This is a genomic window from Brucella haematophila, assembly GCF_005938105.1.
Lineage (GTDB): Bacteria > Pseudomonadota > Alphaproteobacteria > Rhizobiales > Rhizobiaceae > Brucella > Brucella haematophila.
The window spans coordinates 36,374-56,277 of sequence record NZ_VCPE01000007.1; the positions used below are offsets into that span (position 1 = coordinate 36,374).

A 19,904-nucleotide genomic window follows, 5' to 3' on the forward strand; every position below is an offset into this window, starting at 1 on the left:
ATCCACGGCTTGAACGGTTGATACATCAGTGGAACTCTGCTCAATAGTTCTATGAAAGCGGTAACTTAGGGAGGGGATCGCTGAATGTCTGTAATGCCCGAAATGCGTGCTGATACCATAATTTATAACGGCACGATCTGGTGTGGATATGAAGAGGGCACAGTCGAAGCCCTGGCAATCTGGCAAGGTAAAGTGCTTGCTACTGGTACCAAAGATCAGCTCTGGGGCCTAAAAGGCGACAAGACGCAGCTGATCGATCTGAAAGGCCGTTTCGCCACACCGGGACTGAACGATTCCCATCTTCACCTCATATCGGTCGGGCTTACGCTCAAGTGGCTCGACGCAACCGCCCATGCAGCGCCCACGCTTGAAAGCCTGCTCAGCGCAATCCGTGAAAAGGCGGCAACGGTTCCCCCTGGTACCTGGATCAAGGCGCGTGGCTACGATCAGACCAAGCTTGATGTTGGTCGCCACCCGCATAAATCGGAACTCGATGCGGTTGCGCCAGACCATCCTGTCATGCTTGTACGTGCCTGCGGTCACGTGTCTATCTTCAATTCGAAGGCCTTTGAATTGGCCGGTATTGACGAGAACTCGCCTGTTCCCGATGGCGGATTGATCGAGCAGCAGAACGGTGTCCTGACCGGTATGGTCGCCGAAAATGCACAGGGCGCAGTTCGCAAGGCGATCCCGACCGCGACCACGGAAGAAATGATCGAAGCCATTGAGGCTGCGGGCAATCTGCTGCTTTCCTATGGCATTACAAGCGTCATGGATGCGGCTGTCGGTCAGGTTGCAGGCTTTGACGAAATTCGCGCCTACAACATTGCAAAGCTGCAAAAGCGGTTGCCGGTACGCACATGGCTGGTTCTGCTGGGCGACCCGGGCCCTTCAATCGTTGAAAAATGCTACGAGGCCGGGCTGGTCTCTGGTGTCGGCGATGACATGTTGACCGTTGGCGCGGTCAAGATATTCCTCGATGGTTCTGCTGGTGGTCGCACCGCCTGGATGAGCAAGCCATATCTCGGCGACGACAACAATATTGGCGTGCAGATTTTGCCGACTGCGGAATTGGAAGCACTGGTGCTGGATACCCATAAGAAGGGATATCAGCTGGCCTGCCATGCCATCGGCGATGCGGCCATCGGGCAGCTCATCACCGCCTATGAGAAGGCGCTTGCCGCCTATCCGGATCCGAACCGGCGTCATCGCATTGAACATTGCGGGTTCTCGACGCTGGAACAGCACGAACGTATGAAGAAGGCCGGTATTTATCCATGCCCGCAGCAAGTCTTCATCTATGATTTTGGTGATGCCTATATTTCCGTTCTGGGCGAGAAGAGGGCGCTTTCAAGCTACCCGCTCAAGACGTGGAAAGACCTCGGCTTCAAACCTGCGACGGGAAGCGATGCGCCGGTCTGCCATCCAAATCCTTATCCCAACATCTATTCGATGCTGACGCGCGAAACGGGCAAGGGCACGGTCATGGATGCACGCGAACGTGTGACCATTGAAGAGGCTCTTCAGGTCTACACCGAATATGGCGCCTTTTCGCAGAAGCTTGAAAACGTCAAGGGCAAGCTGGTCGCGGGACAGGCGGCGGATATTGCGGTTTTCTCGCGCAATATGCTCACGGCAAAGCCGGAGGAAATTCTCAACGATACGCATTGCATGCTCACCATTCGCGAAGGCGAAGTGGTGTTCGAACGTTCATAGGGAGAACAGGCAGCGAAGCTTCGGTTACGCTGCCTGAATACGTTCATTCATCGGATCTACAAAAATCAAAAGGGGAAGATCATGAGGAAATTTGCGTTGCTTGCGGCGATGTCCGTCGCATTGCTGGCGGGAACTGCGGCTTTTGCCGATGACGCGCCGCGTTCTGGCGGTGTCATCAACTTTGTCGCGCCATATGGTGACAGTTTTTCGACACTGGATATTCAGTCCTCGCCTGCAACCCAGGACGAATTCTACGCCAAGGCTATTCATCGTTCGCTTTATGATTGGGATGCCAATCAGAGTAAACCCGTATTGGGTCTCGCAACGGATGTAAGCGTATCTGACGATAAGCTCGTCTATACCTATAAGCTGCGTCAGGATGCATTTTTTCATGATGGCAAGCCGCTGATAGCAGACGATATTATCTGGAGCTATACCCGGATGATGGACCCGAAGAAGGCCATGCCTCCGGCGCGTTACATTGCCGAAATCAAGGGCGCGGACGAATATGCGCAGGGCAAGGCCAAGGAAATCTCCGGCCTGAAGAAGATCGACGATCATACGCTGGAAATCACGCTCAAGCAGCCAATCGATCCCGGCTATCAGTTTATGTACAACAACACGGCGATTTATCCGGCCGGGCAGGGCGATAGTGAGGAGTTTCAGCGTCACCCGATCGGGCTTGGACCTTACAAATTCGCCGAATATGTCCCGGGATCCCGTCTGACGGTTGAGAAGTGGGATAAGTACTACGACAAGGGCAAACCCTATGCCGACAAAATCAATATTATGATCATGGGTGATGCCGCCGCACGTGACGTTGCTTTCCGCAACAAGGAAATCGATGTGGCGGTGCTCGGACCAGCACAATACAGCACCTATCGCGCGGACCCGGAACTCGCGAAGAACATGCTGGAAGTGGCCGAGGCCTATACGCGCGCAGTCGGCTTCAATCCCGATTTCAAGCCGTTTCAGGACAAGCGCGTTCGTCAGGCGATCAACTACGCTATCGATAGCGATTTGATCATCAAGCGTCTCGTCAAGGACAAGGCTTATCGTGCGGTCGGCTGGCTTCCGAACTCGTCGCCTGCATTCGACAAGGATGCGAAGCCGTACCCTTATGACCCTGAAAAAGCCAAGGCCCTGCTCGCAGAGGCCGGTTATCCGGATGGTTTTGAGTTCGAACTGACTGCAACGCAGAATGAAAGCTGGGGTTTGACCATTGTTCAGGCAATCATCCCGATGTTGGCAAAAGTCGGCATCAAGGTGAAGGCAAAGCCTGTCGAAGCGTCGGTGCTTGCTGATGTCGTTCCGGCTGGCAATTTCCAGGCCTATATGTGGTCACTGGAAAGCGGACCGGATGCGCTGACCGCGATGCAGTGCTTCTATTCCAAGACACCGCAGTCGGCCTGTAACTATCAGAAGTTCTCCAATGCGGAATTCGACAAGATTGTCGATGCTGCGAAGGCCGCCAAGAGCGAAGAAGAGAAGAACGAACTTCTGAAGAAGGCCAACAATCTGTTGCAGGAAGAAGCGCCGGTCTGGTTCTTCAACTACAACAAGGCCGTCCTTGCGCATCAGCCGTGGTTGCATGGTCTGCAGCCGAATGCGGCGGAAATTGCTGTTCAGTCCTATGAAAAGCTGTGGGTCGACGACACGGTTCCGTCCGGTCGCTAATCCCGGTTCACATGGATCGGCCCGCTCGCAAACGAGCGGGCCACTTATCCCCTTTGCTCCAGCGTTTCGTCGCTGATCCGAAAGGAGGACTGCGTGCTCTATTTCATTGTGCGCCGCGTCTTGCAGATGATACCGACAGTTCTGGCGGTGTCGTTGCTGGTTTTCGTCATATTCAGCGTTGTTCCCGGCAGCATCGCGACCGGTCTTGTTGCCAGTGGCAAAGGCATGAGCGACCCGAAACTGGTCGAAAAAATCACGCAGGAATTCGGCCTCGACAAACCCGTTCACGTGCGGTTTGGCAACTATCTCGTTCAGCTGGCTAAATTCGATCTCGGCACGTCCTATCGCTCAAGACAGCCGGTCGTTACGCTCATTCAGGAGCGCATGTGGCCGACCTTGAAGCTTGCTTTCGCAGCAATGGGATTTGCAATTTTGATCGGCGTGCCGCTGGGGTTTGTGGCGGCGCTCAAGCCGGGGAGCATTCTTGACAGCACGACGATGATCGGCGCGGTTTCCGGGCTTTCAATGCCGCAATTCTGGCTTGGCCTGCTGGCAATGTACCTGTTTGCACTAACACTCGGCTGGTTGCCCAGTTTCGGTTATGGCGACGGCGGCATACGCAATATCATTCTGCCCGCCCTGACTTTGGGTGTAGCACCTTTGGCCTTGCTGGCGCGAACGACACGCGCCGCAGTGCTGGAAGTGATGGGCGCTGATTTTATCCGCACGGCCCGTTCAAAGGGCATGAACAGCTTCAGGCTCGTGAAATGGCACGTCATGCGCAACGCGCTTGTGCTGATCATAACAACAATCGGCCTGCAATTCGGCTCGATGATGGGGCAGGCCGTCGTCGTCGAAAAGCTCTTCTCATGGCCCGGTCTTGGCTCATTGCTGATCGATAGCGTCTCGCTGCGCGATATTCCCGTTGTCCAAGGCGCAATTCTCGTGATCGTCTTATGGTTCCTGGTCATCAACACGATCGTTGACATTCTTTACGCGGTCATCGACCCGCGCATCAGCCACGAGTAAGCCAATGAAGCTGCGTTTTAATCTCCTATTCGGCGGGCTCGTTTGCATCATCATCCTGACAGCGGCAGTCTTCGCGCCGCTGCTGGCCCATTATCATCCGGTCCTTGATGCCGATCTCATGAATGCCGAATTGCCGCCCGATGCCCAGTTCTGGTTCGGGACAGACGCGCAAGGACGTGACGTCTACTCGCGTATCCTCTACGGTGCGCAGGTGTCGCTGACGGTCGGCATCGTCTCACAATGCATCAACACAGTGATCGGTCTTGGCTTTGGAATATCGGCGGGCTATTTCGGCGGCTGGTGGGATGATTTCGTCAACGGGTTGACCAATCTGATGCTGGCAATCCCGTCACTGATCTTTGCGCTGGCCATCATGGCGGTTCTCGGCCCCGGCCTGCCCAGCCTCTTGCTGGCGCTTGGTCTGACGAACTGGTCCTGGACATGTCGCATCGCTCGCAGCTCAACGCTCTCACTCAAGAAGCAGGGTTACGTGCAGGCTGCGAAAATGCTGGGCTATAGCGATATTCGCATCATGATCACGCAAATCGTGCCCAATATGATCGGCCCGATCCTTGTCATTGGTACGCTTGGCATGGGTGACGCCATTCTGGCTGAGGCCGCACTTTCCTATCTCGGGCTTGGTATCAGCCCGCCTGATCCAAGCTGGGGTAATATGCTGACCGACGCGCGCGAACTTATCGTCAATGCGCCATGGGCAGCGATTTTTCCCGGCGTGGCGATCTTCCTCACCGTGCTTGGCCTCAATCTGTTCGGTGATGGCCTGCGCGACTGGCTCGACCCGCATATGAGGACACGCAAGGTATGAGCGAAAAAGCACTTCTGGAGGTGGAAAACCTTCGCATCGATATCGTGTCCGGCTCTTCCAGGCACAACGTGGTTGAAGATGTATCCTTCACCATTGGCGCGGGAGAAACTTTCGGTCTCGTGGGTGAATCTGGTTGCGGTAAGAGCATCACCGCGTTGTCGATGATCGGTCTGCTGCGCAAACCTTTGTCGATCACTGGCGGCGCCATCCGCTTCAACGGACAGGATTTGAACAGTCTGTCATCGCGTGAAATGCGCAAGCTGCGCGGCAGTCGTATTGCCATGATTTTCCAGGAGCCGATGACCGCGCTCAATCCTCTGTCGCCTGTCGGGCGGCAGATTGCGGAAATGTTTGTGCTGCATCAGGGCGCGACCTGGCATGAAGCCGAGCGCAAGGCGGTTGAAGCGCTTGCAAATGTGCAGGTTCCGGCGCCCGATCAACGAGTGAAGAATTATCCGCACCAAATGTCGGGCGGCATGCGCCAGCGCGTCATGATTGCGATTGCACTGGCGTGCAATCCTGATCTTTTGATTGCAGACGAGCCGACGACTGCGCTTGACGTGACCGTGCAGGCGGAAATCTTGCGCCTGATGCAGGAGCTTTGCGCCCAGCGGGGCACGTCTGTGCTGATGATCAGCCATGACCTCGGTGTCATTGCCAAAATGTGCCGCCGCGTTGGTGTCATGTATGCTGGACATCTGGTGGAGGAGCGCATAACGGCTGGCTTGTTCCAGCATCCGTCGCACCCTTACGCGCATGGTCTTCTGGCATCGCTGCCTCAGCTCGGTTCACGTCAGAAGGAAGGACAGCGCCAGTTACAGGAAATCGAAGGCGTCGTGCCATCTATTTCCGCTTTTCCAAAAGGATGCCGGTTTGAACCGCGTTGCACACGCGCAACCGAAATATGCCGCGCGGAAAAACCAGGATGGACGCCGCTGCAAGATGCGGGTGTGGTGAGGTGTTTTCATCATGAATGATATGCATTCAACGCGAACAACGGAACCGCTCGTCACCATTGACGATATATGCGTTTATTTTCCTGTTTCTGGCGGTGTATTCAGCCGTTCCAGACAGCTGCTGCGCGCTGTCAACAATCTCAGCCTGACGCTCAACAAGGGCGAATGCCTGTCGATTGTGGGTGAATCCGGCTGTGGTAAATCCACCCTCGCGCTTTCGATTGTAGGATTACAGAAACCGACAAGTGGCGAGATTTACTTTGAAGACCGCCCGATCACGGGCAGAAATGAACCATCACGGCTTGAACGCGCGCAAATGGCGCAAATGGTGTTTCAGGATCCGTTCGCCTCGCTCAACCCGCGCCAGACGGTTTATACGTCGCTTGCCGCCCCGTTGCGACTTCATGGCGTGGCATCGCGCAGCGAGGTGGATGGGCGGATCGAGGAAATCTTGCGCCTCGTCGGGCTAAAGCCCGAGCATGCGAAACGTTTTCCGCATGAATTTTCTGGCGGTCAGCGTCAACGCATCGGGATTGCACGGGCGCTGTTGCTTAATCCGAAGGTGATTGTTCTCGACGAGCCGGTCTCGGCGCTCGACGTCTCCATTCGTGCGCAGATCATCAATCTATTGCTGGAGCTGAAGGAAAGGCTAGGCCTGTCCTATATCATGATCAGCCATGATCTGAGTGTCGTGGAACATATGAGTGACCGCGTGGCTGTCATGTATTTCGGGCAGATTGTCGAAAGCGGACCTTGGGACCGGATTTTCTCGAATCCAACCCATCCTTATACAAGGCGATTGATCGCGGCCATACCCGACCCCATGACCGAGCTAGCCGGTGGGCGTCTTCTCGACGACAGAACTGCGCCGGAAGCGCCGGAGGGCTATGCTTTCTATCCGCAGAGTTTTGGCACGCATGACGTGCACCAGATACCACCACCCACGCAGTTCATCGATATCGGCGGTGGACAGCACATTCGCGTTATGGAGAGTGCATAAGAAAAAGACTGCGCCCTGATTTATACTGCAGCGCCAAAGACTGTCGTAAAATTGCCGGAATGGCCGGGCTAAGAATTCAAATTCTTCATGGCTGAAGGTTAAACAATTGCGCGTCTTACTTGTTGAAGATGACATTATATTAGGGCGTTCTCTCTCTCAGGCGCTTGAGAAACATGCTTATGGCGTCGATTGGGTTCAGGACGGCGAGGCGGCGGTCGAGGCGTTGACGACGCTCGAATACAGCATCGTGGTGCTCGATGTTAACTTGCCGAAACTGAGCGGCATCGATGTCCTGCGCAAAGTCCGGCAAACCGGCAACAGCATACCTATCCTGTTGCTGACGGCGCGCGATCTGCCACAGCAACGGGTCGAGGGTCTGGACGGCGGCGCCGATGACTATCTCACCAAACCATTTGATCTGGAAGAACTGCTCGCCCGTTTGCGTGCTGTGTTGCGGCGGCGTGATGGTCGGGCAGACAGTATCCTGAAAAGCGGCCCGATTGAAGTTGATCCGGCGGCAATGGTTGTGCGTGGAAGCGACGGCCCAATTCCTGTTACGGCGAAAGAGTTTCAGCTCTTGAAGCTGCTGATGGAGCGTGCAGGCAAGTATGTGACCAAGCGCGATATCGAATATGCGCTCTACAGCACGGAAAGCGCCATTGAAAGCAACACCACCGAGGTGATTATCTACAATCTGCGCAAGAAACTGGGTTCAGATTTTATAACCTCAATGCGCGGTGTCGGATATATGGTTGAAAGATGAAACAGCCCACTTTGACGTGGAGCCTTTTCATCCGCGTTGCCCCGACAATTCTGATCGCATTGGTGATTATCGGTGTGTTCGCTTTCCAAAGCGCGCTGCGCGAAATCAATCATATCTATGATGCGCAGCTGATCAATGATGCCAATGTGCTGTGGAACCTGCTGCAAAAGCCTCTGCAAAAGCACAACTTCAACGAAGCGCGGCAGTTCAAGGATCTCGACTTTGCCATGGGCGATCAGTTGGCGCTGAACGAAGACGTTGACGACTACGCCGATGCGCACATGTTTCGCGTCTGGAAAAACGGAGGGATTGCGGTCTATTCCACAACTGCCTTTCGCCCGGAACAGCCCTTGTCAGGCGGCGGTTTGTCCGATGTTGTTTATGATGGTGAGCTTTGGCGAATTTACACGCTCCAGATACCGGGCGACCAGTTTGTCGTCGAGGTCGGTGAGAAAACAGCACTGCGCAATACACTGGTCTCCAACATTCTGCTTAATCTGGTTATTCCGCTGTTGATCCTCATTCCTTTGATCGGATTACTGATGTGGTTCGGTATCCGACGCGGCTTGCGGACGATTTATGGACTCATCAATCAGATACGCAGTCGTTCATCAGATGACCTTTCGTTCATTCCGACGGATGGATTGCCGCGCGATCTCACGCCGCTAGGGCGCTCCGTCAATCAATTGATGAGCAAGCTGGATCGCTCGCTGACCGCCGAACGACGTTTTGCCGATCACGCCGCACACCAGTTGCGTACGCCCCATGCCGGTTTGAAACTGTTGCTCCAGATGCTGGAACAATCGGACAATGAGGATGAGCGGAAAGCCATCGTTGCCAGTCTCGTGCAAAGCAACGAGAAAGCTATGCGTCTGATCGAACAGCTTTTGCAGGCCGGACGGGTCAGCTACCAACAGGTCCAATATAGCCGTTTCAATCTCTATGATACGGCGGCCTCCGTCCTGGCCGAACTTGGTCCTGTCATCCGGCAGAAGCGTTTGGATATAACCCTGGATGGCGTGGAAGACGCATGGGTCGACACCGACGAGCCCTTATTGCGTTTGCTTATTGAGAACCTGATTGAAAACGCCATCAAATATACGCCGGAGGAGGGTGATATTCACGTTTCGCTCCATGAGGCGAATGAAACGGAATGGCGGCTGACGATCTGCGATAGCGGTCCCGGTATTCCATCGGAACAACGAGAAGCCGTGTTCCAGCGGTTTTATCGTGTTGGCTCGCCGCAAGAGGAAGGAACGGGATTGGGGCTTGCCATCGTCGCGGATATTGCGACGCGCCTCGCCGTGAATGTTTCGCTGGATGCGCCCGCAAATGGCACAGGTTTGTGCGCCGTACTGGTGGCTAGCAAAGCCGTAATCGCATTGTCACATCGCTGATATTTTTGCTTAAAAGACATATAATCCTTCAATAACAAGCCCAATTTCAGTTTCGCTTCATTTTCCCATCAGCATCGCCTCAGTTACGGCTGCTAGAAGCCCTGTCAATTAGCAGAGGCCGATAAGATGCATATATATTGTGACTTTGACGGAACGATCTCTACGCATGATGCAACGGATTATGTTCTGTCTCGTCTTGCCGATCCAGTGTGGGAAGAAATCGAAGCGCAGTGGGCTGCGGGCGAGATCGACTCCGGCACCTGCATGCGCCAGCAGGTCGCCTTGATTGATGCGCGTCGCGACGAACTCGACAAGGTGCTCGATGAAATCGAGATTGACGCTGGCTTTGTCTCATTCATGACCTTCTGCCAGTCGGAAAGGCTGCCTGTCACCATTGTCAGCGACGGTGTGGACTATTTTATCAGGCGCATACTCTCGCGATTTGATCTTGGCCCATTGCCAGTCATCGCCAATCGCTTGCTCATAACTGAAAATGCCGGACGCGTGACTTACGCGCTCCTGTCTCCTTACGCCGACAGTGGATGTCGGGCTGCATCGGGCGTCTGCAAATGCAGAGTTCTCGATGTTGCCGTCCCTCGCGTCTATGTTGGCGATGGCCGGTCGGACTTCTGCGTGTCCGATCGGCCAGAACTTATCTTCGCCAAGCATGCCTTGGCGGATCATTGCCGCAACCAGAATATCCCTTTCATAGCCTATGAGGGATTTCGGGATGTCACGCGAAGTCTGCGGGCCTTACTACCCGCGTTGCGGGAAGAGGGACTGCCGCAGCGCTTCGTAGCTGCCTGAATAATCGTCAGTATCGTTAAGTTCCCAGACCTCTGAATACCTAACCTCTAACACGGCTGGGTACCCAGACGTCGCAAGCGGGCGCTGGAATTGCGCCTGTCGTAAAGATTTAATCATTCCCAGAAAGCACATCCATGAACAAGACTGTGACTTCCAATTCATCCCAACCCTATTCGGTTGTCGCCGAAACTGAAAGCGATCTGCGTCTGCTTGAAGAGCTTTATTGCTCGCATGGTGACACGGTCCATTACTCGGAAAATCCCGCGTTTTTCACCGGTTGCGAAGGGTCCTTTCTGTTCAACGAACAGGAGACGCCATTTCTCGATTTGCAGATGTGGTATTCGGCGGTCAATTTCGGCTATCGCAATCCGCGCTTGAATGCAGCGGCTCATCGCCAGCTGGATACGCTGCCGCAGGTCGCCTCACAGTATCTGCACCGCGAGAAGGTGGAACTCGCGGCCCTGATTGCGCAGGACGCGCAACGCAAGTTCGGCACAAAGGGCCGCGTTCATTTCAATGTCGGCGGATCGCAGGCTGTCGAGGATTCACTCAAGTTGGTGCGCAATTTCAGCAGTGGCAAGAGCCTGATGTTTGCCTTTGAAGGTGGCTATCATGGTCGTACGTTGGGTGCATCGTCGATTACATCGAGCTATCGTTATCGCCGCCGCTACGGCCATTTCTCCGATCGTGCGCAGTTCATTGAATTTCCTTATCATTTCCGCGGCCCCAAGGGCATGAGCAAGGAAGAATACGGGCATTATTGCGTTCAGAAATTCGCGCGTTTGTTCGAAAGCGAATATAACGGCGTCTGGGATCCAAAGGCTGGAAAGTCTGAATTCGCTGCCTTCTATGTAGAGCCAATTCAAGGCACGGGCGGTTATGTTATTCCGCCGATGAATTTCTTCAAAGAGCTCAAGAAGGTTCTCGATGAACACGGCATCTTGCTGGTGGTCGATGAGATTCAGATGGGGGTCTATCGCACCGGAAAGCTTTGGTCGATTGAGCATTTCGGCGTCAACCCGGATGTGTTGGTGTTCGGCAAGGCAATCACCAACGGCCTCAACCCGTTGTCGGGTGTCTGGGCGCGCGAAGACATGATCCATCCGGGCGTTTTCCCCCCAGGCTCAACCCATTCAACATTTGCCAGCAATCCTATGGGTACGTCTGTTGCTCTTGAGACACTGCGAATGCTGGAAGAAGAGAAAGACTACGGCGCGACCATAATGGAGAAGGGCGCTTACTTCCTCAATGGGTTGAAACAGTTGCAGGCCAAGCACAAGACCATTGGTGAAGTCGATGGTCTCGGCCTCGCGCTTCGGCTAGAGGTCTGCCAGGAAGACAGCTACACTCCGGATAAAGCTACGCTTGACTGGATGTGTGATGAAGGCATGAAGGGCGACCTTGCTGTCAATGGCAAGAACTATGGTTTGGTGCTCGATGTTGGTGGCTACCACAAGAATGTCATAACGCTGGCCCCCAATCTGCTTATTTCCCATGAGGAGATTGATCTGGCTCTGACGCTGCTCGATCAGCTCTTCATACGCGCAGCAAAGCGGTGAGGTGATGCAGCTCCATCTTCTTCATCTTGATGATGCGCTGGAGCTGCAGTCCGACTTCATGAGGACGTGCCGCGATGCCGGCGCGTCCGAAATCATGGCCAAGGCTGAAGGTGACTTGCTTCGCCTCTGGGCCCGCCCGGATGAATTGACCAAGTTGAAGAAACAGCTATCGGTTGCTTTTTCAAAGAGGGTTGGAGAGGCTTCCCTGTTCTTCATGGGCTCGGGGGATTTTCATCACATCACATCCCTGTTGCTTGAACTCGCACTGGAACAATCGCATCAACCGATCACGCTGATCCATTTCGACAATCACCCTGATTGGGTCCATTTCAAAAATGGTGTGCATTGCGGGTCCTGGATCAATCGCGCTGCGGCAAATCCCCTGGTGAAGAAGATTATTACCATCGGTGTGTGCAGTAGCGACCTGAACTTGCCGGAATGGAAAGGCGCCAATCTTTCACTTTTGCGGGACGAGCGGCTCGAACTTTATCCCTATGACCATGCACCCAGCCGTGTCTGGTACAGTTACGGCGTTGGAGCGAGTCATTCTCACAGAAGGGGTTACATCAATTGGCGAACGATTGCCGATTGTGGAGAGGCGGATTTCTTATCGCGTCTGACCTCCCGTATCGGTACCGAAGCTGTTTATATCACCATAGACAAGGATGTTCTTGCCCGTGATGAGGCCATCACGAACTGGGATCAAGGGCGGATGCGGATGCCATTTTTAACGGAGGCGCTCCGCGCAATCAGTGGACGTCACCGGATCGTGGGAGCCGACGTGATCGGTGATTACTCCCGCCCTGTTTATCGAGGGACTTTTGCGCGGACGATGGCAAAACGCATCGAGATCTTGCTCGATCAGCCAGCAGGGCCGGCGGTCACGGAACGAACAATAGCGGTCAACAGTGCGGTCAATCATCAGCTTTTGCACATGCTGAGCGGGATGATGGTGCAATGACTGGAACGCTCTCTTTGTCGATGCTGGCACTGGTGATTTTCTGCATCCTTACGGAAGTGGGCCGGGAAGTCTGCTTCAAATTTGCGGCGGATCGCGCGCCGAATATGTGGCGCACTCTATTGCTGCCGGTCACGTGGCTGGGTGTCGTGCTCTGGGCGGTGGAACTGTTTTGCTGGATGCTGGTGCTTGAGCAGGTGCCGTTGTCCATAGCCTTTCCTTTGATGGCGTTGAGTTACGCTGCGATGGTTGCCGCCGGGGCCTTGTTCTTTTCCGAGAAGATCAATCAGCGTCACGCCTTCGGGGTCTCTCTGATCACAATTGGCGTCGTTTGCGTCGGCCTGACTGGGCTTTAAGAAAGCAGAATTCATGAACCTTTCCGATCCGTTTTCATTCTTTATGCCAGGCACAAACGGACAAGCTGTTCTGCTGGTTCATGGCATGACCGGCGCCCCGGCGGAGATGCGCCTGGTCGGGCGACTTCTCAATCGACGGGGCTTTACGGTCTACGCGCCTCTTCTCGCTGGACACGGAGAAAGCGAAGCGTCATTTCGCAAAAGCCATTGGCGCGACTGGCTTGATAGTGTCGATGAAGCGACAGAGAAGCTGAAGGCCTATGCGGACACGACCTATGCAGCTGGTATCTGCGTGGGGGGAAAGCTGGCGCTTTTGTCGGCGCATCGCAATCCCGGTTCCATAAAGGCCGTCGCACTTTATTCTCCATGCTTTCATTATGATGGCTGGGGCGTGCCTTTCTTTTATCCTTTCCTGTCCCGGCAGATCGGTTGGTTCGCGCATGTGCCATTTCTTGATCGGCTCAATTTTTCTGAAACACCAGCAATGGGCATCAAGGATGATCGGTTGCGGCGGCTTATGACCGGCATGTCGGCGGAGGGCGTGCTGGAACATTTCCCCGGAACCGGGATTATTGAAATGTACCGTTTGGGGCGGGCGTTTCGAAAGCAGCTGCCCGCCATTCGCACGCCAACGCTCATACTGCACGCGCGTGAAGACGATCTCAGCAATCCACGTCAGGCAGAATATATCGCCCGAAATCTGGGCGCACCCAACAGCCTGCACTGGATTGAGGATAGCTATCACATGATTCATGTGGATCGGCAGCATCGTTCAGTCGCAGATTTCACGGCCAGCTATTTCGAGGGGCATAATGCTTGCGAGCTTGTTTGACGGATTGCCTGCATGCACCCCGGTACTCATCGGCAAGACAGCACTTGCTGAAACGCGGGTTGTCGCCTCCATAACCCATATCGGTCGGGAAGCGTGGAACGATTGTTTTCACAACGAAATCGAAAATTATGATTATCTGCTAGCGGTCGAACAAGCAGGGATTGAAGGTTTCCACTGGCGCTATGTGACGATTGTTCAAAATGAGCGTATCGTTGCTGCAATGCCAGCTTTTCTGACGGAGTATCAACTCGATACGACATTGGAAGAAGGGCGAGTACGCAGGCTGGTACGCGGTTTCCGGCAATATTGGTCGAGCTTTCTCACGTTGCGTCTCGCCTGTCTTGGCTCGCCCTGTACCGAGAATGGAACACCCGGATTTCATATGTCCGTTGCGCCGGAGATGCAGCCGGTTTTGTTAAAACAACTCCTCGAAGGCTTCAACCGCATGGCGGACGCGGAGGGATGTTCTTTGCGCGGCATCAAGGATGTGCCTGAGACATTGCCAGCCGCCTTGTGCGATGTCTTTGCTGCCGGTGGCTATGCCGCCATGCCCGGTCTGGCAACTGCGTGGCTGGATATTGACTTCGCTTCCATCGACGACTATCTCGCCCGGCTTTCACCGGCAACACGCAAAGATATGCGCCGCAAATTGCGCAGTCGTAACGCGGTGACTTTAGAATATCATTCGGAAATCGCCGATTTCTTGCCCCGTTTCATGGAGCTTTATAATCACACGCGTGAACGAAGCGAATGGCAATTCGAAGCGCTCACCAGCGCCTATTTCACAGGCATATTACGGCAGATGCGGGGGCGAGCTTTCTGTACAATCTACAAGGCGGACGATCAAATTCTTGCAGCAAACATATTCGTTTGCGATGAACAGGTGCTGATTGATAAATTCTTCTGCATGGATGCGGAAGCTGGGCGCAAATACAATCTCTATTATCTGAGTTGGTTCAACAATCTCGAATACTGCCTCAATCACGGTATGTGCCGCTATCAAAGCGGACAAGCTTATTATGAAAACAAGGTACGGCTCGGCAGTCGCCTGACGCGCAATACGATGTTTTTCCGCCATCGCAATCCCATCATTCAGGCTGCTTTGAAACTGGTTTCACCCATGTTCGCCGTTGATGAAACACCGGAGACGAAGTTGTGAAAAGTCACGTTTCCCTCTGGATTGCCATTCCAGTCTTCAACACACTGGCGCAGATTTTTGTGAAGTTTGCGGCTGAACAGCTGGATCAGATCACAACGACAGGCCTCGGCTGGGCAATAGCAGCGGCGACCTCACCATGGATGCTGGCTGCCGTGGCGGTGGAGATTGCCTGCTTCTTCTTCTGGATGAAAGTGCTCGCCGATTTCGATCTCAGCAAGGCTTTTCCGATTTCGGCCATCAGCTATGTGGCGGTTCTGGCCGCCAGCTGGTTCTGGTTTCAGGAACCGACCAATCTTTTGCAGATAACTGGAAGCGTTCTCATTCTGTCAGGTGTCTGGCTGGTATCCACCGCCGAACAGGTTGACGCAGAATTGTCAGAACCGGAGCTCAAATGACCGGCTCAATATGATGCCGATGGAATTTTGATTGGGTGAGCCGCCTTGCGTGACAATTGGACTGTCGGCGGCATCGCTCACCAGTCGTTCAAACTTGTCATAAGCCTGAATGCTCATTGTATCGGTGAGCTGGTAAGTGACGCTCGCCACAACGCCAACCGATTTCAAACCTCCGCGTGCATCATAGGCGGGCAGAACGGCCCCATTTGCCACTTCATTGGCGCTGACGCCGAAATTGTTCTGCATATAGGTTGCGTTGGCGAAGGAGAGGCGAGGGCCAACCGAGAAAATCAAATCCTTGCCTGCGCTTTGAAACCAGTCGGCGCCTAGATCGGCTACAAAGCCGTCATCATGCCGCAAACCTTGCCGGGCTTCGACGCGAAAGCGAAGTTTGTCCTGGATAGCCCAATATTGTGCGAACGCGCCGGCATCCACGCTCCAGCGGATCTCGTGCAGCCCTTGCAGGCTTGGGTCGTCAGAGGGCTTGCGGTTGCCGCGAAGACTGACAACCGGTCCGATCTCGACGCCACCCAATTCAAACAGCGAATAGTCGATATTGTCGTCGGGAGCACTGAGGTCTGCTGCTTCACCAAAGCGTCGAATGTCGAAAGAGGGCACAAAGCTGAACGATTTATCGTGCGCGCCTTCATAAGACGGTCCATATTCGGTGCCAGCCCCGAGCGTAATGATCCAGCCGCGCGGTTCCTGCGGTGCGGAGGTGGTCGATTGATCGGCAGCCATGACATTGGAGGTCACAAACAGGCAGGCTAATGCTGCCCCTCTGTACACACAACGATTGATCTGCCTCATCGGCCTGAAACTCCTTACGCCAAGCCGTCACAAATCTGCATCGGACCTCAATTCCCAGCATTCTACCACAAATGCATAGGCAATCCACGAGGAGTTTTCTGCGGTAAGGTTGTCTTTCCACATCTCTGACGAAAGGATTAATGGCATCGGCAGGTTACCCGCTTCGTCTGTAATGACGAAGCGGGTAACCAGTTCTCGCTACTTTGGCGGAGCGACCGCAACATAGACGACGGAATGTCCGTTATACTTCGGCTCGAACCAATTTCCGTTGCAGTCCTTGTAGTTTATGCCGTTGACAGCAACATTGGTGCAGTCTGGTGGGACGTTGGCGATGACCGTACCAATAGCAACGGCTGCGGCGGTGCCAACTATGGCTGCGGCTGCCGGATCCCAACCTCCATTCCAATAGCCCGGCCAGTATGGCCCCGGCGGAGGCGGAGGAGGTGGCGGCAAAGGATGCGGTCCCGGTCCTGGAGGAACCGGCCCTGGCCCCGGATGTGGAGCAGGACCCGGCCCGGGATGTGGCTTCGGTGCCGGATGGGGAGCTGGATGAGGCGTAGGGTGCGGACCCGGCTCCGGATGATGCGCGGGATGCAGGCTCGGCCCCGTTCTAGCGTGGGGAACATTACCGCCGCGAGGACGTGGCATAGATGGATTGAACCGCGGTTCGAAATGCGCTGGCCCGTTAAAACCGCCCATACGGGGACCATGAAAGCCACCGCCACCACCAAACCCGTGCATTCCGCCGCCGCCCAAATTCATGCGTGGCATGCGACCGCCAAAGGCTCCGCGAGCCTCTGCGATCTGTGGAGCAATCATGGCCGTGGCGAACAAAATTCCTATCGTGACGCGAAAGAGTTTCATTGCGGATTCCCCTCTTCCAGGAAGCGGAGCTTTTGCGCATTGGGCGGCGGCGTGAATTCAAAAGCGCTCGCCTGAATATCGGGCGTTTCGTTCCAATTGAGAACGGCCGTCATGCGTGGGCGGGTCTGATCGTCGCGATCAACAAGCGAAACCTTGAGGGGTAAGGGTGGACCATCCGAAGCAATCCAGACTTCGAAATCCTGATCCCCGGTTCGGTAGGCCCAATGATCCGTTGCTTTGCCGTTCACCGTTGCATTACCAGCATGGAATCCCTCAACAACTTCGTTGATTGGCGCGTCTGGTGTGCCCCAGGCGAACAAATCCGCCAGAGGGAAAGTCAGATGATACTTCTGAGCGGCTTCCTCAAGTGTTTCCTTGATTGTCGCAGGCGCTGGAGCCTGAGCATAGGTATTGTTGTTTGGCGAGACATAGGTGAATGTTGTTCCGTTATAAATGAACTCACCCTGCACAACATCCGTTTTCAGATCGATACGGAGTTTGTTCGGTCTTTCGACCTCATAAGTTATCTCGCCGCCGATCTCCAGTTTCTGGTCGGTATCCAGAACAGCGTCCACGCTCGTTTGTGAATTCAGGGTAAATTTCTGCAAGGATTGCAGATGCTTCCCCATATTCTCTAAGGCCTGGATCGAAGCGGGTTCGATCCTGTCGGAAGCGGCCTTGCTGTCTTGAGCGGCAGATATTGTAATCATGCCGAGCAAGAATAGCCCGCTGACTGTACATCGGAGAATGCGCCTGTTGATCGGCATTGGAGTCCTCCTTGAGTGTTTATGGACTGCGGATTATGGCATGTGAAATGAAAGGTCATTCGAAGGCATAGACCTTCTTCCAATCATTCTTCATGTCGACGATGACCCAGTTTCTTTTCGGTGCTTCGGTCAGAGCTTTGTCCAGCTTGCCGAATGACGACTGCCGGTCATAGGCATATTCCCGGTCTCCATCGGTGTGGTGGATGATGATGCCGAGGCTGTTGGGAGATGCGGTGCCCCAGCGCAGCATTTCGTAATCACCATCCGAGTTGCCCGCGATGAAAATCGGCTTCTTACCAATAGCGCGATTGATGCCAACGGGTTTGCCGGGACCATCATCGATGAAATCAACCTCCGGCAAGCGTTTCAGGACGGGTTGGTCATTCTCTACGGCATATTGGGTTTTGATACTGCTGCCGATCACCTGCTCAGCGGGAATGCCATAGGCCTTTTCGGTCATGGGGCGCATGAACTCCACGCCACCGCCAGACACGATGAATGTTTTGAAGTCATGAGCGCGCAAATAATCAAGCAGCTCACGCATGGGCAGGAATGTCATTTCCGTAAAGGGCTTACCCGTCTTTGGATGCTTCGCGGTTGCGTACCAATCCGTGACGATCTTGTTGAACTCGTCGGTCGTCATACCGGCATGGGTCGCCATGCCAAGCTCTACCACGCCCTTCTCGCCGCTTTTTGCAATACCTGCCAGATCATCGTTGAGGATGGATTTGAACGGTTCCGTGGTGTTCCATTCAGGGTGATCGGGAGCCAGTGCCTTGACCCGGTCCAGCATGAAAGCCAATTGAAAGTAATAGGGTTGCTCCGTCCAGAGTGTACCGTCATTGTCGAACACGGCAATTCGGTCGGCAGGCGCAACATAATCTCTGCTGCCTTGCTTGGTTACCTTTTCGACGAAGTCGACGATCTGCTGCCTGGATTTACTGTCATTCCAGTTGGAAAGCTCTGCGGCCCATGCCGATGTTGAAATCTGCAACGTGACGATCAGCACTAACCGCGCAAGCGAACGCATGAACTTCCCCCTAGTTTGTTGGCCTTTTCACGCACCGAAATCCGACATGGCTTGTGGATGTGTCTTCGGGTTCTGCATGGCGCGCAGCCGGACGATAGCGACGGCAATAATCCGGCGAGCAGAGGTGAGAGCCGCCTTTCAGCACACGTCTGGCGATGCGGATATCGGGTTGCTGTGGGTCCAAACTCGCCAATGCTTCGCCCCCACGGGGGTTACTGGGTATGCAGCAGGGACTTGCAGCCGGTTCCGCATGTCGCGTTGTCCAGTAATCATTGGTCCATTCCCAGACATTGCCGATCATGTCGTAGACGCCATAACCATTCGCGGGGAATGACCGGACTGGAGATGTTCGCTCACGCCCTGCGGGTTTCGTGCTCTTCACGGGAAATACGCCTTGCCACGTGTTGGCCATGGCAACGCCATCCGGCATCAGGTCATTGCCCCACGCATATTCCATGTCCTCGTGTCCGCCTTTGGCTGCGAACTCGAATTCTGCCTCGGTTGGCAAATCGAGACCCGCCCACTGCGCATAGGCAAGCGCATCGCAATGGGCGACGTGAACGACGGGATGATCGAGCTTACCGCGTAAATCGCTGAGCCCACCCAATGGCTTGCGCCAGTTTGCTCCGAATTTGAATTTCCACCATTGACCGATATCGCGGCCCTCCACCCTTTTTGGTGGCGTGAACACAAGCGAGCCTGCGCGCAGCATTTCGGGAAGGGCGCCGGGATAGTCATCGGGATTGGGTGCTTTCTCCGCCATCGTCATATAACCCGTTTCTTCAACGAAGCGGGAAAACTGACGGTTGGTGACGGGTGTCGTGCTGATCCAAAATCCGTCAACCTTAACCGGATGTCGCGGTGCTTCTTCGGGATAGTGGCTGTCCGACCCCATCTGAAACGTACCCCCCGGTATCCAGGCCATTTCGTCTGAAGCCTGCTCGGAATAACGTTTGCTCGAAGCGTTCATACCCATCGTCATCCTCCGCGAAATTGTACAAAG

Annotated in this window: 20 protein-coding genes; 15 read left to right on the forward strand and 5 right to left on the reverse strand. The window is 54.5% G+C overall.

Features of this window, described 5'->3' with window-relative positions; translation table 11 throughout:
* Window positions 1-93: 93 nt before the first annotated feature.
* The 15 genes from FGI60_RS12665 (at window position 94) to FGI60_RS12735 (ending at window position 15,430) form a co-directional block, all read left to right on the forward strand.
* The gene (locus FGI60_RS12665; RefSeq protein WP_374843363.1) at window positions 94-1,716 is read left to right on the forward strand and encodes an amidohydrolase; all 1,623 of its coding nucleotides are present in this window, start codon (window positions 94-96) and stop codon (window positions 1,714-1,716) included.
* Window positions 1,717-1,797: 81 nt separating this feature from the next.
* The gene (locus FGI60_RS12670) at window positions 1,798-3,393 is read left to right on the forward strand and encodes an ABC transporter substrate-binding protein (protein WP_138785491.1); all 1,596 of its coding nucleotides are present in this window, start codon (window positions 1,798-1,800) and stop codon (window positions 3,391-3,393) included.
* A 93-nt stretch (window positions 3,394-3,486) separates the two neighbouring features.
* Window positions 3,487-4,422: an ABC transporter permease gene (locus FGI60_RS12675; RefSeq protein WP_138785492.1), complete on the forward strand. Its 936-nt coding sequence runs from the start codon at window positions 3,487-3,489 to the stop codon at window positions 4,420-4,422.
* Between the two features lie 4 nt (window positions 4,423-4,426).
* Window positions 4,427-5,248: an ABC transporter permease gene (locus tag FGI60_RS12680; protein ID WP_138785493.1), complete on the forward strand. Its 822-nt coding sequence runs from the start codon at window positions 4,427-4,429 to the stop codon at window positions 5,246-5,248.
* Complete coding sequence (locus FGI60_RS12685; RefSeq protein ID WP_138785494.1) at window positions 5,245-6,225, forward strand: ABC transporter ATP-binding protein; 981 nt, start codon at window positions 5,245-5,247, stop codon at window positions 6,223-6,225. Before FGI60_RS12680 ends, FGI60_RS12685 begins: the two co-directional genes overlap by 4 nt.
* Window positions 6,218-7,204 carry an ABC transporter ATP-binding protein gene (locus FGI60_RS12690; RefSeq protein WP_138785495.1) on the forward strand — a complete coding sequence of 329 codons (987 nt, stop codon included), beginning with the start codon at window positions 6,218-6,220 and terminating at the stop codon, window positions 7,202-7,204. Before FGI60_RS12685 ends, FGI60_RS12690 begins: the two co-directional genes overlap by 8 nt.
* A gap of 106 nt (window positions 7,205-7,310) precedes the next feature.
* The gene (locus tag FGI60_RS12695) at window positions 7,311-7,967 is read left to right on the forward strand and encodes a response regulator transcription factor (RefSeq protein ID WP_138785496.1); all 657 of its coding nucleotides are present in this window, start codon (window positions 7,311-7,313) and stop codon (window positions 7,965-7,967) included.
* A complete protein-coding gene (locus FGI60_RS12700) occupies window positions 7,964-9,364 on the forward strand; it encodes a sensor histidine kinase (protein WP_138785497.1) in 1,401 nt (466 codons plus the stop codon). Before FGI60_RS12695 ends, FGI60_RS12700 begins: the two co-directional genes overlap by 4 nt.
* Window positions 9,365-9,490: 126 nt before the next feature.
* A complete protein-coding gene (locus FGI60_RS12705) occupies window positions 9,491-10,171 on the forward strand; it encodes an MtnX-like HAD-IB family phosphatase (RefSeq protein ID WP_138785498.1) in 681 nt (226 codons plus the stop codon).
* A 134-nt stretch (window positions 10,172-10,305) separates the two neighbouring features.
* Window positions 10,306-11,730 carry an aspartate aminotransferase family protein gene (locus tag FGI60_RS12710; protein ID WP_138785499.1) on the forward strand — a complete coding sequence of 475 codons (1,425 nt, stop codon included), beginning with the start codon at window positions 10,306-10,308 and terminating at the stop codon, window positions 11,728-11,730.
* Window positions 11,731-11,734: 4 nt separating this feature from the next.
* Window positions 11,735-12,691, forward strand: coding sequence for an arginase family protein (locus FGI60_RS12715; protein ID WP_138785500.1), 957 nt, complete (start codon window positions 11,735-11,737; stop codon window positions 12,689-12,691).
* The gene (locus FGI60_RS12720; protein ID WP_138785501.1) at window positions 12,688-13,044 is read left to right on the forward strand and encodes a DMT family transporter; all 357 of its coding nucleotides are present in this window, start codon (window positions 12,688-12,690) and stop codon (window positions 13,042-13,044) included. Before FGI60_RS12715 ends, FGI60_RS12720 begins: the two co-directional genes overlap by 4 nt.
* A gap of 13 nt (window positions 13,045-13,057) precedes the next feature.
* The gene (locus tag FGI60_RS12725) at window positions 13,058-13,876 is read left to right on the forward strand and encodes an alpha/beta hydrolase (RefSeq protein ID WP_138785502.1); all 819 of its coding nucleotides are present in this window, start codon (window positions 13,058-13,060) and stop codon (window positions 13,874-13,876) included.
* A complete protein-coding gene (locus tag FGI60_RS12730) occupies window positions 13,857-15,035 on the forward strand; it encodes a GNAT family N-acetyltransferase (protein WP_138785503.1) in 1,179 nt (392 codons plus the stop codon). Before FGI60_RS12725 ends, FGI60_RS12730 begins: the two co-directional genes overlap by 20 nt.
* Window positions 15,032-15,430 (forward strand): EamA family transporter, encoded by a 399-nt coding sequence (locus FGI60_RS12735; protein ID WP_138785504.1) that lies wholly within the window; start codon window positions 15,032-15,034, stop codon window positions 15,428-15,430. The genes FGI60_RS12730 and FGI60_RS12735 overlap by 4 nt, the downstream gene beginning before the upstream one ends.
* Here the strand turns inward: FGI60_RS12735 and FGI60_RS12740 are convergent.
* The 5 genes from FGI60_RS12740 to FGI60_RS12760 all read right to left on the reverse strand — a co-directional run bounded on the left by FGI60_RS12740 (window position 15,410) and on the right by FGI60_RS12760 (window position 19,877).
* On the reverse strand, window positions 15,410-16,240 hold the full coding sequence (locus tag FGI60_RS12740; RefSeq protein WP_138785505.1) for a MipA/OmpV family protein: 831 nt from the start codon (window positions 16,238-16,240) through the stop codon (window positions 15,410-15,412). The genes FGI60_RS12735 and FGI60_RS12740 overlap by 21 nt on opposite strands.
* 198 nt (window positions 16,241-16,438) lie before the next feature.
* On the reverse strand, window positions 16,439-17,104 hold the full coding sequence (locus tag FGI60_RS12745; protein ID WP_138785506.1) for a hypothetical protein: 666 nt from the start codon (window positions 17,102-17,104) through the stop codon (window positions 16,439-16,441).
* Window positions 17,101-17,871, reverse strand: coding sequence for a DUF2092 domain-containing protein (locus FGI60_RS12750; RefSeq protein WP_235889799.1), 771 nt, complete (start codon window positions 17,869-17,871; stop codon window positions 17,101-17,103). Before FGI60_RS12750 ends, FGI60_RS12745 begins: the two co-directional genes overlap by 4 nt.
* Before the next feature lie 55 nt (window positions 17,872-17,926).
* On the reverse strand, window positions 17,927-18,901 hold the full coding sequence (locus tag FGI60_RS12755; protein WP_138785507.1) for an HAD family hydrolase: 975 nt from the start codon (window positions 18,899-18,901) through the stop codon (window positions 17,927-17,929).
* 10 nt (window positions 18,902-18,911) lie between these two features.
* Window positions 18,912-19,877 carry a formylglycine-generating enzyme family protein gene (locus tag FGI60_RS12760; protein ID WP_138785508.1) on the reverse strand — a complete coding sequence of 322 codons (966 nt, stop codon included), beginning with the start codon at window positions 19,875-19,877 and terminating at the stop codon, window positions 18,912-18,914.
* Between the last annotated feature and the right edge of the window lie 27 nt (window positions 19,878-19,904).